The organism is Endozoicomonas sp. PH6C (assembly GCF_059322965.1).
Window position 1 is genome coordinate 1,033,262 of record NZ_CP185342.1, and the last position, 14,076, is coordinate 1,047,337.

General features: G+C 48.2%; 7 protein-coding genes. 1 reads left to right on the forward strand and 6 read right to left on the reverse strand.

Going from position 1 to position 14,076, the window contains the following annotated elements; translation table 11 throughout:
* Window positions 1-33: 33 nt before the first annotated feature.
* Complete coding sequence (locus ACOMG9_RS04145) at window positions 34-2,652, reverse strand: C2H2-type zinc finger protein (protein WP_448215896.1); 2,619 nt, start codon at window positions 2,650-2,652, stop codon at window positions 34-36.
* A gap of 167 nt (window positions 2,653-2,819) precedes the next feature.
* Window positions 2,820-4,994: a hypothetical protein gene (locus ACOMG9_RS04150; RefSeq protein ID WP_494529823.1), complete on the reverse strand. Its 2,175-nt coding sequence runs from the start codon at window positions 4,992-4,994 to the stop codon at window positions 2,820-2,822.
* A 176-nt stretch (window positions 4,995-5,170) separates the two neighbouring features.
* Between ACOMG9_RS04150 and ACOMG9_RS04155 the strand changes: the two genes are divergently transcribed.
* A complete protein-coding gene (locus ACOMG9_RS04155) occupies window positions 5,171-5,491 on the forward strand; it encodes a hypothetical protein (RefSeq protein WP_422132428.1) in 321 nt (106 codons plus the stop codon).
* A gap of 104 nt (window positions 5,492-5,595) precedes the next feature.
* On the opposite strand, the gene ACOMG9_RS04160 is transcribed toward ACOMG9_RS04155, so the two are convergent.
* The 4 genes from ACOMG9_RS04160 to ACOMG9_RS04175 all read right to left on the reverse strand — a co-directional run bounded on the left by ACOMG9_RS04160 (window position 5,596) and on the right by ACOMG9_RS04175 (window position 14,039).
* Window positions 5,596-7,920, reverse strand: a complete 2,325-nt coding sequence (locus ACOMG9_RS04160) for a hypothetical protein (protein WP_448215898.1) — start codon at window positions 7,918-7,920, stop codon at window positions 5,596-5,598.
* A 161-nt stretch (window positions 7,921-8,081) separates the two neighbouring features.
* On the reverse strand, window positions 8,082-9,950 hold the full coding sequence (locus ACOMG9_RS04165) for a hypothetical protein (protein WP_494529824.1): 1,869 nt from the start codon (window positions 9,948-9,950) through the stop codon (window positions 8,082-8,084).
* Between the two features lie 167 nt (window positions 9,951-10,117).
* A complete protein-coding gene (locus ACOMG9_RS04170) occupies window positions 10,118-11,869 on the reverse strand; it encodes a hypothetical protein (protein WP_448215900.1) in 1,752 nt (583 codons plus the stop codon).
* A gap of 247 nt (window positions 11,870-12,116) precedes the next feature.
* Window positions 12,117-14,039 (reverse strand): hypothetical protein, encoded by a 1,923-nt coding sequence (locus ACOMG9_RS04175; RefSeq protein WP_494529825.1) that lies wholly within the window; start codon window positions 14,037-14,039, stop codon window positions 12,117-12,119.
* Window positions 14,040-14,076 lie beyond the last annotated feature (37 nt).

Genomic DNA, 14,076 nt, shown 5'->3' on the forward strand with positions numbered 1-14,076 from the left:
TTATGTTTTGCTCATTGAAGGGCGGTTGTCCGTTCAAGGAGTGATACCATCGTCCGGTTCAACATCGACGGCCTTGCGTTTTCGATGTGTTCTTCTGTGATTGTATAGGACTCTGGCATTCTTGAAGATTTTTCCGCATTGTCGCTGCTGACCATCTTCCCTGATCACGGTTACGTCACAGGTTTTTGGCCCGCTGTGGAGATTGCTTTTGTGATAGGAAAGAATTGCAGCATTGTTGCAGATTGTCCCGCATCGCCGCTGCTGACCATCCACCCCGATAACAGTTAGGTTACAGGTTTGTTTTCCGCTGTGGTTTATTCTTCTGTGACCGATCAGGGCTACCGCATTCTTGCAGACCTTTCCGCATCGCCATTGCCGACCATCTTCCCCGACAACGGTCAGGTCACAGGTTTTTTGCCCTGTGTGGTCTCTTCTTTTGTGATCCGAAAGGTCTTGGACACTCCTGCAGGTTTTCCCGCATGGTCGTTGCTGGCCATCCTCTCCGATTACGGTCACGCGACAGGTTTTTTGTCCGCTGTGGATTTTTCTTTTGTGATTCGTCAGGGCTTGAGCATTATTGAAGGTCTTGCCGCATGTCCGGTGCTGGCCATTGTCTCTGATTATGGCCATGCCACAGGTTTTTTGTTCGCTGTGGACTTTTCTTCTGTGTTGCGCCAGATTTCGAGAACTATTGAAGGTCTTACCGCATTGCCGCAGCTGATCATCTCCATCGAACGCGATCACACTACAGGTGTGTTGCCCATTGTGGTAACTGCTTTTGTGATATGACAGGGCTTGATAGCTATTGTAGACTGTTCCGCACGACCGCAGCATACCATCCTCCCCGACCAGGGTCAGGCTACAGGTTTTTTGCCCGCTGTGAACTTTTTTTTTGTGGTCCGACAGGGTTCTGACACTGCTAAAGACCAATCCGCATGGTCGCAGTTGATTATCTTCGCTGACCAGAGTTGCGGTACAGGTTTGTTGGCCGCTGTGGTATCTGCTTCTGTGAGATGTCAGGGCTTGAAGATTCTTGCAGCCTTTCCCGCAAGGCTGCGACTGACCATCCTCTCCGATAATGGTCTCTTCACAGGTTTTTGGACCGGAGTGGAGGCCCCTTTTGTGATTGCTCAGAACCGCAAGATTCTTGAAGATCCTCCCGCACGGCCGCTGTTGACCATTTTCTCCGACTACGGTCACGGTACAGGTTTGTTGCCCAGTGTGCTTTCTTCTTTTGTGGTCCGACAGCATAACGGCACTCTTGCAGACCTTTCCGCATAGCTGAGGCTGACCATCCTCCATATAGACTGGCTGGTCGCAGGTTTTTTTTTCGGTATGGGCATTTCTTTTGTGATCCGATAGCGCTCTGGTACTGCTGCAGACCTTCCCGCATGGCTGTTGCCGACCATTTTCCCCGACCACAGTTATCTGGCAGCTTTGTTGCCCGGTGTGACTTTTTCTTTTGTGGTCCGTCAGGGCTTGGGCATTCTTGCAGACTGTCCCGCATGGCTGTTGCTGACCATCTTCGCCGATCACAGTGACGTGACAGACTTTTTGACCGCTGTGGATTCTTCTACGGTGGTTCGACAGGACATAACTATTCTTGCAGACTGCCCCGCAGGGCTGCGGCTGACCATCTTCTCTGATTACTATTGTTTCACAGACTTTTTGCTCGCTGTTGGTTGTGACTTGTGCTGTGGCTGTCTCGATAAAAGGAGTCTCGCAAAGAGTATGTTGGTTAAGATCAAGTCGGTATGATTCAATGGTTGTTGGTTGTGCTTCTGAATGATTAAGTTTAACGAAAATCCCTTCTTCTTCGAGAAGATATTGTGGGTCGAACAGTGCATTAATGTCGCCAAAATCACTGGTGTTCCAGGGCATGCTCCCCGGGTATGTCAAATCATTTCTGAATGACCCGGCAAAGTCATTTATATAAGCTACCTCGTCTATAGGTAGGCTTTCTTCGGGCTTTGGCGGCCATTCAGCGGACTCTCTGCTATCGGATGAGTGTCGGAGTCGACAAGTGCCATGACAGGAATTGACGAAACAATTTAACCCCAAAGTATGTCGATGTGGTTGAGAGTCTTCGTTACCGTCGCCAGAGTCAGAATGCAGGGGATAATTATAAGCTCCTGTGAGCTGGCTGGTGGCTTCTGTGGTTTGTTGGCCGGATGATTGTGAGCGCTGATATTGTGATGGGTTGTGTTCAGAACCGGACATCATAGAGATGATCGCAAGTCTGTGATTTTGACTCGCCTGTTTTTGTTTAATTGGCTTAAACAGCAGTGAATCAGAGTTCCAATAGCTTTTGAAAAGCCAGGCAGCAGCGACAACTGCTCCTGCAGGTAGCCATGAATAAGGAGTGGAGTACTGAGGAGCGTCTTTGCTAGTCAGAATCATTTCGTAAGCAGCCAGCAACTTCGTGGCGTAGAGCCATTGCCACGAAGTCGACTCAATGAGTGGCATTCTCATCCCGTAACTGTCAGGTCTGTGTCGTTTGTCATCTGATGGCAAAACAGGGTCTGCATAGCCGTATGTGTCGGCAATGTCTGACGGGTTGCCCGACGATGTTTGCCGGACAGGCTTTATAGAGAAGTTCTGGTTTGGAAAATCTGTGTTCTGTTCAAGCTCGATAATAAAATGTCTTGTCAACGATCTGGCCTGACAGATGACAGACAATGACAGTAACAGCAATAGCAGCGCTGCAAAGATTGAGTGTTTAATAATTCTGTGCCTGCCTTCTGGTATACAGAGAGGAAGAATAGATCAAGTAAACAGGCGTGTTCTTTTGTCTTTCTCATGAAAGGGCAGGTCTCTGTTCAAGGACTGAAGTCATCGTCCCGGCTGTCATTAACAGGGTTGCGTTTTCGATGTGTTCTTTTGTGATCCCGCAGAGCTTGAGCATTCTTGCAGATCTTCCTGCACAATCGCTGTCGACCATCCTTCCCGACCATGTTCAAGTCACAGGTTTTTTGTCCGCTGTGGACACTGCTTTTGTGAGTCGACAGAGCAGCGGGATTCTTGCAGATTGTCTTGCATGGCCTCTGCATTCCATCCTCCCCAACCAGGGTCAAGTTACAGGTTTGTTGCCCACCGTGTTTTCTTCTTTTGTGGTCCGACATGACTTTGGCACTCTTGCAGGGCTTCCCGCATGGCTGCTGCATGCCATCTTCCCCGACCACGAGCATGTCACAGGTTTGTTGCCTTGTGTGGTTTCTTCTTTTGTGATCCGCCAGGCTCTGAGCATTCTTGCAGAGCATCCGGCATGGTCGTTTCTGGCCACTTTTTGTGACCACGGTTACGGAACAGGTTCTTTGCCCGCTGTGGATAAAGCTTCTATGAGCCGAAAGGGCATGAGCATTCTTGAAGACCCGCCTGCACGGCTGCAGTTGGCCATCTTTCCCGATTAGGGTTGCGTCACAGATTTTTTGCCCGCTGTGACTTATTCTTTTGTGTTCCGCCAGGATTTGACTACTTTTGCAGACCTTTCCGCATTGACAAGGTTGACCATCCTCCCCGAGCACTGTCTCGCCACAGATTTTTTGCTCGGAGTGGTGTCTTCTTTTGTGATCCGAGAGAGCTTTAATATTGTTGCAGACCTTTCCACAGAGTTGCGGTTGGCCATCCTTCCCGAGCACTGTCTGGGCACAGGTTTGTTGTCCGGTGTGATGTCTTCTTTTGTGATCTGACAGGGCTTTGATGCTTTTACAGACTTTTCCACAGAATTGCGGTTGGCCATCCTCGCCGAGCACCGTCTCGCAACAGGTTCGAGGCCCCGAGTGGTGTCTTCTTTTGTGATCTGACAGGGCTTTGATACTGCTGCAGACTCTTCCACATAGTCGTTGCTGACCACCTTCCCCAAGCAGTTTGTCGACACAGATATGTTGCCCGGAGTGGTATCTTTTTTTTTGATCCAAAAGGCCTTGTTGGCAATGGTTAGCGCCTGTGTAAGGGAGACAACCCGAAGATGAAGTCTCTGCCGATTCAATGTCGTCCGTCTGAGAGTCTTTATCGTCTGATGTCGTGAATATAATCTTATCAGCTGCTGCCTGGGCTGTTCGGGAAGGATGAATCAGGTTTTGATTCCATTGGGTTGATGCTGTTGTTTGTTGTGCTTCCAAAGTTTCTGCCGGGGGAGTGCAATGGATTAGCGAAATGGAAAACGGGTTTTTTTCGGCAAGACCATGACTACCCAGATTGAGTAACCCATTGATTATGAGCAAATCATCGGTGGTGACGGGTAAATGCCAAAACATCGTCAGTGGTCGGGTTTTTACAGTACAGGCGGCCACTGCACTCAATGAATGTGCATTATCGAATGATGGTCGGAATCGACAAACACCATTACAGGGATAGACGAAACAATTTAAACCCAAAGTATGTCGATGTGATTGAGGGTCCTCGTTATCGTCATCGAAGCCAGAATGCCTGGGGCTGGTAAAAGACCCTTCGGGATAGGGGGTGGTTCTCGGAGCCTGTTGGCCAGATGCTTGTGAAGGTTGATATTGTGATGGGTTGCGTTCAGAACCAGGCGTCATAGTGATGATCGAAAGCGGGTCATTTATACTCGCCTCCTGTTGTTCATAAGGGTTGAATAAGGATGACACAGGGTTCCGATAGTTGTTTAAAAGCCATCCGACAGCTACGACCGCTTCCAGGGGTAATGATGAATAAAGGTTGAACCCCGTCGGGGCGTCTTTGGTGGTCAGGATCAGTTCAAAAACAACCAACAGATTTGCGGCATAAAGCCATTGCCACGAAATCGATTCAATAAGGGGCGTTTTCAGCCCGCAACTGCAAGTTTTCTGTCGTTTTTTATCTGATGACAAACTGGGTTCAATACTACCGTTTTTGTCGGCAATGTCTGACAGGGGGCCTGGCAATATATGCAAGTCGTTTTTTATCGAAAAGTGCTGTTTAGGAAAATCAGCATTCTGTTCAAGCTCGACAATAAAACGTCTTACCAATGGCTTGGCCTGGCAAATGACCGACAACGACAGCAACAGCAGTGTTGCAAAGAGAGAGTGTTTAATAATTCTATCTCTGCCTTCTGGTCTACAGAGAGGAAGGATAGATCAAGAAAATAAGTGTGTTTTTGTATCTTCCTCGAGGAAGGGGGAGTTTTTGCTATTCTCAATTTTCAAACAAAAAACCACATGGGACTGGCAGTATGAGCCTTGAGTCAAGAGTCACGGTACTGGAAGAACAACAAGACAAATGGGAGAAAGTGACCGCAAGCTTAAGCGATAGCTTATCGTTTATGCTTCGGTCATATCAGCAATTAGAGATTCACCTGAAAATACATGATCGGAAATTTGACAAGATTGACCAACGTTTTAAGGAGGTTGACCAGCGTTTTAAGGAGGTTAATCAACGTTTTAAGAAGGTTGACCAGCGTTTTGACAAGATTGAAAACTATTTAGAGGATCATGACCGTCGTTTTGACAAGATTGAAGACATGCTAATCCAGATCTTCAATAAGCTCGCGTAGCACAAACCTCACAGGACAGTCAGTACGAGTCTTGAGGCAAGAATCACGTTACTGAGAGCATCGGGAACACTTCCGTCGTTCCCGGCTTCACTCCCGTCATTGCCTCACTTCACATCAACAGGCTTGCGTTTTCGATGTGTTTTTTTGTGATTCGACAGCTCAAAGGCATGTTTGTATACCTTCCCACAAAGTCGCTGCTGGCCATCTTCCCCGATCACGGACAGGTTACAGGTTTTTTGCTCGGTGTGGTCTCTTCTTTTATGGTCCGACAGGGCCTGAGTATTTTTGCAGACCATTCCGCATGGCCGTTGCTGGCCATTATTCCCGGCAATGGCCAGGCTACAGATTTTTTGCCCGCTGTGGTATCTGGTTTTGTGAGATGACAGAGAGTTACTATTACCGAAGACCCTCCCGCATGCCTGCTGCTGGCCATCTTCTCCCACCACGATCCTGTCACAGGTTTGTTGTCCGCTGTGGACTCTGCTTTTGTGATCCAGAAGGGCTTGAGCACTACTGCAGACCGAACCGCATAGTTGCTCTATGCCATCCTCTGTGAGCACTTTTACGGCACAGGTTTTTTGACCGCTGTGGGCGCTGCTTTTGTGAGACGACAGTGATTGTAAATTCTTGAAGACCTTCCCACATAGCTCTCGCTGGTTGCCCTTCCCAAGCCAGGCTAGGTCACAGATTTGTTGCCCGCTGTGAGCTACTCTTTTGTGATACAACAGGGCCTTGGCATTTTTGCGGACTTTCCCGCATGGCCGCAGCTGGCTATTTTTTCCGGCCACGGTCTGGTTGCAGGTTTGTTGTTCGCAGTGGAGTATTCTTTTGTGATTCATCAGGGCATAAGCATTCTCGCAGACTGTTCCGCATGGCTGCTTTTCGCCATCCTCCCTGACTACTGTTACGACACAGGTTTTTTGTCCGGTATGGTATTGGCTTTTGTGAGATGAAAGTACTTTTTTATTCTTGCAGACCTTTCCGCATTGCCATCGCTGACCATCTTTCCCGGCTACGGTCATCTCGCAGGTTTTTTGCCCGGTATGGGTTCTTTTGTGGGATGACAGAGCTTTAGCGCTCCTGAAGAGCTTCCCGCATGGCTCTTGCTGGCCATCTTTCCTGATCATGATCTCGTTACAGGTTTCTTGTCCGGCGTGGTCCCTGTTTTTGTGATTACACAAGTCTAAAGCATTTTTGAAGACCTTTTCGCATGGCCGTTGCCGGTCATCCTTCCCGGTCACAATCTCGTCACAGGTTTTTTGTCCGCAGTGGTATCTTCTTTTGTGTGACATCAGGGCCTGTAGATTCTTGCTGAGCACTCCGCATGGCCGCCGCTGGCCATCCTCCCCGATCACGGTAAGGTTACAGGTTCGTTGCCCGGTGTGAACTTTTCTTTTGTGATCCGACAAGGCGTATTTACCCTTGTAAACCTTTCCACATAGCTGCAGTTGGCCATCCTTCCCGACCAGGGGCAGGTTACAGGTTTGTTGCCCGCAGTGGAGTGATCTTTTGTGGACCGCCAGGGCGCGAGCATTCTTGCAGACCTTCCCGCATGACGACTGTTGCTCATTCTTCCCGAACACTATCATGTTGCAGATTAATTGCCCGGCATTGCCAGTTGTATGGGCTACCTCTGTATTCTCTGAGTCTGAGGCGACCCCGTCTGAGGCGACGCCATTTTTAAAGTTGCAACGATAACAGTGTGCATTGGCCAAATGAGAGCATGAGCTCTGTCCGGGTATTGATCCTGTGTGGTCTGTTGAACTTTTGGATGAATCCAAAGATTGTCGGAATTGGCAAATGTCAATACAGGGATGGACGAAACAATTCAGACCCAAAGTATGTGAGTGCTGTTGAGGGTTTTCGTTACCGTCGGCAGAATCATAATAAAGAAGTTGAGTGAAATAGCTTTTAGGGAAGGTGATGGTCTGTCGGACTGGCTGGCCGGATGATTCTGATGGTGTGGTTTGTTGTGAGACATGTTCAGAGCCAGCCATCACAGTGGTGATCGCAAACGGATGATCCTGAATCGCCTTTTTTTGTTCAATCGGGCTAAACAGCGTTGAATTGGGGTTCCAATAGCTTTTTAAGAGCCAACTGACAGTGATAGCCGCTTCTGAAGGCAGCCATGAATAAGCGTTTCGCCATAGAGAGCTGTCTTTGCTGGTCAGGATCAGTTCATAAGCAATCAGTAGGTTAGTGGTGCAGAGCCATTGCCACGAAATCGAGTCAATGAAGGTGGTTTTCACTCCGTAACTGTCAGGTTTATGTCGTTTGTTATGGGATGGCAACCCGGGCTCTGCATAGCCGTGTTCGTCGACAATGCCTGACGGAGGGCCCGACAATATACGCAAGTCGTGTTTTATAGCAAAGTGCTGTTTGGGAAAATCAGCATTCTGTTCAAGCTCGACAATAAAACGTCTTACCAATGGCTTGGCCTGGCAAATGACGGACAACGACAGCAAGAGCAGCGCTGCAAAGAGAGAGTGTTTAATAATTCTATCTCTGCCTTCTGGTGTACAGAGAGGAAGGATAGATCAAGAAAATAAGTGTGTTTTTGTAACTTTCTCATGAAAAGGAAGTTGTCCATTCAAGGATTAAGGTCATTGTCTAAATTCACATCAAAAGGCTTGCGTTTTCGATGAATTCTTTTGTGATTCGACAGGGCTTGGAGATTTTCACAGACCTTCCCGCACGGCCGCTGCTGACCATCCTCCCCGATCACTGTCACTTCACAGGCTTTTGGCCCGCTGTGGTCTCTTCTATAGTGATTCGTCAGGGTTCTGGCATTCTTGCAAACCTTTCCGCATGGTCGTTGCTGTCCATCCTCAACGACCACCGTTGCGTCACAGGTTTTTTGCCCGCTGTGGATTTTGCTTTTGTGATCCCGCAGGGCATGGGCACTCTTACAAACCCTCCCACATGGTCGCTGCTGACCATCTTTCTCGACCACTGCCACATCACAGGTTTTTTGCCCGCTGTGAACTTTGCTTTTGTGAACCGAGAGGATTGAAGCATTCTTACAGACCGTCCCGCATGGCCTCTGCTGGCCATCCTTCCCGACTAATGCCTCGTCACAGGTTTGTTGCCCGGAATGGAAGATGCTCCTGTGAATCCCAATGGCTACGAGATTCTTGCAGGTCATACCGCATGGCCGCGACTGGCCATCCTCACCAACCACGGTTGTGTTACAGGTTTGTATCCCGGTGTGCTCTTTTCTTCTGTGATAAGACAGAGCCTGAAAATTCTTGTAGATCTTCCCGCATGGTTGCTGCAGGCCATCCTCTGTGACCAGGGTCGCTCTACAGGTTTGTTCCCCGCCGTGGTTTTTGCTTTTGTGATTCCAAAGAGATTGAGCATTCTTGCAAACCATGGCACATACCCGCTTTCGGCCATCCTCCCTGACCACAGTAAAGTCACAGGTTTTTTGCCCGCTGTGGACGATTTTTTTGTGAGCGTAGAGGGCTTGAGCATTCTGGCAGGTCATCTTGCATGGCCGCCGTCGTCCGTTCTCCCCGGCCACGGTTAGCTCACAGGTTTTTTGCCCGGTATGGTAACTGCTTTTGTGAGATGAAAGTGCTCTTTCATTCTTGGCGACCTTCCCGCATTGCTGCAGTTGGCCATCCTTTCCGACTAATAACTCTCTGCAGATTGTTTGCCGCGGGGAATTAGTTGTATCGGCCAGAAGAGTAACCTTTGAGTTCAGGGCGATCCCGTCTAAGGCGATCCCGTCTAAGGCGACCCCGTCTAAGGCGACCCCGTCTGTAGAGTCGAAGCTATCAAATTGTGTATTAGTTTGATGGGGGGTTGAGCTTTGTTCGAGTGTTGCGCCTGTGTGGTCTGCAGAACTTTCTCGACATTCCAGCGCTCCGCTATCGGATGAATCTGAAGATTTTCGGAATTGACAAACATCATTACAGGGATGGACGAAACAATTTAAACCCAAAGTATGTGAGTGTTGTTGAGGGGCTTCGTTACCGTCATCAAAGTCAGAATACAGTAGACTGGTGAAATAGCCTATAGGGTAGGTTGTGATTTGCGGGGCTTGTTGGATGGATGATTCTGAGGGCTGGGCCTGTGCTTGATTAGGTTCTGAGCCAGGCATCATAGTGTTGATCGCAAACGAGAGATCCACCTCTGTCAACATAAATCTCGCTTGTTGTTCAAGAGGCATAAACAACGCTGAATCAGGGGACCGATTGCTTTTTAAAAGCCAACCAACAACGATAATCGTTTCTACAGATAGCCATGGATAAAGATTGGAGCTTAAAGAGGCGTCTTTGCTAGACAGGATCAGTTGAAGAGTAACCAGAAGGTTCGCGGCGTAAAGCCATTGCCATGAAATCGAGTCAATGAAGTTTATTTTTATTCTGTGATTGTCATTTCTGTGTCGTTTGTCATCCAATGGTAAATCAGACACTGTATGGTCGTTTGATCCGACAATAAAAGGCTCTGTCAACGGCTCGGCCTGACAGAAGACAGATAATGACAGTATCAGCAACAGCAGTGCTGCAAAGCATGAGAGTTTAATAATTCTATCCTTGCCTTCTGATTTACCAAGGGGAAGGATAGACCAGGGAAGTAAGTGTGTTTTTGTGCCTTACTCATAAAAGAGCGGGTGTCAGTTCAAGGACTGAGGTCATCTTGCTGGCCCACATCAAGAGGCTTGCGTTTTCGATGTCTTCTTTTGTGCTCCGAGAGAGCATGAGCATTCTTGCAGATCTTACCGCATTGCTGCAGCTGACCATCCTCTCCGAGTACTATTAAGTCACAGTTTTTTTTCCCGGTGTGGATTCTTCCTTTGTGATCCATTATGGCTTTGGCATTTTTGAAGACCTTCCCACACGGCCGCGACCGACCATCCTTTCCCATTACTGGCATGTCGCAGATTTGTCGCCCGGTGTGGAATATTCTTTTGTGTTCCCGGAGGGCTCTGGTGTTGTTGCAGACCTTCTCGCATGCCCACTGCTGACCATCCTCTCCAGCCACGGTCACGTTACAGGTTTTCCGCTCGCAGTGGTTGCTGCTTTTGTGCTCCGAGAGGGCATGAGAATTCTTGCAGACTTTTCCGCATGCTCGCTGCTGGCCATTCTCAGCAACCACTATCACGTCACAGTTTTTTTGCCCGGTGTGGAAGTAGTTTTTGTGAGATGACAGTGATCGATAACTCTTGCATACTTTTCCGCACGGCTGCGGCTGGCCATCATCCCCGATCACGGTTATGCCGCAGGTTTGTTGTGTGCAGTGATCTTTTGATTTGTGGTGCATCAGGGCAGCATTATTGATGCATACCTTTGCGCATGGCCGCTCTTGGCCATTCTCACAGATAACGTTTACGTAACAGGTTTTTTGCCCGGTGTGGTATCTGCTTCTATGAACCGTCAGAGATCGAATACTCTCACAGATTTTTCCACATGGTCGCTGTTGGCCATCTTCCCCGATTATGTTTACGACACAGGTCTGTTGCCCACTGTGGACAACGCTTTTGTGATACCACAGAGTTTTGGCATTCTGGTAGGACGCTCCGCATAGCTGCGGCTCGTTATCCTCCCCAGTCACTATTGCGTCACAGGCTTTTTGCCCGGTGTGGTATCCGCTTATGTGAGACAAAAGAATTTTTTTATTCTTGTAAACCTTCCCGCATTGTCGGAGCTGGCCATCCTCCCCGAACATTATCACATTACAAGTTGCCTGCTGGGCAGGGCTGGTGGCATTACTGGCCAGTTGGGGGCATGAGCTTTGTCCGGATGTTACTTCTGCGTAGCCTGTTGAACTTTCTTCACAAACCAACCCTGCGCTACTGGATGGATCTAAACATTGTCGGAATCGACAAACACCATTACAGGGAGAGATATAACAATTTAAACCCAAAGTATGCAGTTGTCCTTCAGGGTCTTCGTTACCTTCGTCAGAATCTGAATACAGGAGGCTGGTGTGATAGCCTCTAATGTGAGTGGTGGCTTGCAGGGCACGCTGGCCAGATGGTTCTGATGGCTGATATTGAGGTTGATCCTGCTCAGAACCAGGCATCATAGTGTTGATTACAAACGGGCGATTTTGACTCGCCTCTTGTTGTTCAATCGGGTTAAACAGAGGTAAATAGCGATTCCAATAATTTTTTAGAAGCCAACCGGCAGTGGTAACCGCTTCCAAAGGTATCCATGAATAGCGGTTTGAGCGAAGAGGGGCGTCTCTGGTGGCTAGAGCCAGTTCGTTAGCAATCAGCAGATTCGCAGTGTAAAGGCATTCCCACGAAATCAACTCAGTGAGAGGCATTTTTTCTCCGTAAATATAAAAACTCTGTCGTTTTTTATCCGTTGGCAATTCGTGTTCTGCGTGGCCATTTGTGTCGGCAATCTCTGAGGATTTTTTTGGCAATGTGTAGCGGTCACCATTTATAGAAAAATTCCCGTTTGAAGAGCCTGTATTTTGTTCAGGCTCGACAATAAAATGACTTGTACATGCTTCGGCCTGATAAACGACAGGTAATAAAAGCGTCAGAAGAAGTGCCGCAAAGAGTGAGTGTTTAATAATTCTATCCTTGCCTTCTGGATTACAGAGAGAAAGGATAGATCAAGAAAATAAGTGTGTTTTTGTGTCTTACTCATAAAGGCCGGGTGTCAGTTCAGGGAGTGAGGTCATCGCCCTGGTCCGAATCAACAGACTTTCGTTTTCGATGTCTTCTCTTGTGATTCGACAGGTCTTGATTACTCTTGCAGACCCTCCTGCATGGTCTCTGCTGACTATCCTCTGCGACCACTGTCATATCACAGATTTGTTGTCCTGAGTGGACTTTTTTTTTGTGATACCTCAGGGCTAGAGCATTCATACAGACCGTCCCGCATGGCCGCTGCTGACCATTCTTGCCGACTATTACCACGTCACAGGTTTGTTGCCCAGTGTGGACACTGCTTTTGTGATGCGAAAGGGCTTGAGCATTTTTGTAGACCTTCCTGCATGGCCGCTGTTGGCCATCCCCACCAACCACGGTCACATCACAGGTTTGTTGCCCGGTGTGGTATGTATATTTATGAACTGAAAGAGACTGAGCATTCTTTAAGACTTTCCCGCACTCTCGCGCGTGGCCGCCTTTCCCGACCACGGTTACATGACAGGTTTGTTGCACGGTGTGGAAGGATCTCTTGTGATACGACAAGGCTTGAGCATTCCTGCAAACCTTTCCGCATGGACGTAGTTTGCCATTTTCCCCGACCACGTTCACGTTACAGGATTGTCGCCCTGAGTGGAAGTTGCTTTTGTGACATGACAGGGATAGGGCATTCTTGTAAACCTTCCCGCATGACTGCGGTTGGCCATCTTCGCCGATCACGGTTACGTTACAGGCTTCTTGAGCAGCGTGCTTTCGTGATTTGTGCTGTTTCAGGGCAAAATAACCTATGCAGATCGTCCCACATGGTCGCCGCTGGCCATCCTCATCAACCACGACTAAGTCACAAGGCTTTTGCCTGGAGTGGTATTTGTATTTATGATACGTAAGGCTTCTAGTGTTTTTGTAGACCCTCCCGCATAGCCGCTCCTGGTAGTCCTCCCCGACTACCGTTGCGTCACAGGTTTTTTGTCCAGTGTGATATGTGCTTTTATGAACCGACAGGACTTTTGCATTCTTGTAGGCCATTCCGCATTGTTGCAGCAGGCCATCCTTCCCTAACACTACCACGTTGCAAGTAATTTGCCCGGCGGGGCTGGTGTTATCGGCTGCCACTTCTGCTATTGAGTTGGTGATGACCCCGTCTGAGGCAACCCCGTTTACGCTATTAGACGGATCGGAAGATTGTCGAAATCGACAAACACCGTTACAGGGATAGATAAAACAATTTAAACCCAAAGTATGCAGGTACTGTTCAGGGTCTTCATCACTGCCGCCAGAGTCAGAATACAGGTGGCTGGTGTAATAGCCTTTAAAGTGAGTATTGACTTGCTGGGGATGCTGCGCTGATGATTGTGATGACTGATATTGTGGTCGGTCCTGTTCAGAGCCAGCCATCATAGTGGTGATGGCAAACGGGTGATGTTGACTCGCCTCTTGTTGTTCAATTGGGTTGAACAGCAGTGAGTCGGGGTTCCAGTAGTTTTTTAAAAGCCAGCCAAGAGTGATAATCACTTCCAGAGGCAGCAATGAACAAGGGGTTGGGGATTGAGAGGTGTCTTTGGTGGTCAGGATCAAATTATAAGTAACCAGCAGATTCGTAGCGTATAGCCAATGCCAGGAAATCGACTTAATGAGGGGCTTTTTTACCCCGCAGTTGTAAGTCTTACGTCGTATCTTGTCAGGTGATGAATAGGGTTCCGTGTAGCCGTTTGTGTCGGCAATGTCAGGCGGTTTATCTGACAAGGTTTGTTGGTCGAGCTTTATAAAAAAATTATGGTTTGAACAGTCTGCATTCTGTTCAGGCTCGATAACAAAGCATATTGTCAAGGGTTCAGCCTGACAGGCGACAGACAAAGACAGTAACAGCAGTGCTGGAAAGAGTGAGTGTTTAATAATTATATCTCTGCCTTCTGGTTTAAAGAGGAAATGATAGATCAAGAAAATTTTTCTGGAGAGTTATGTATTCCCACGCAGA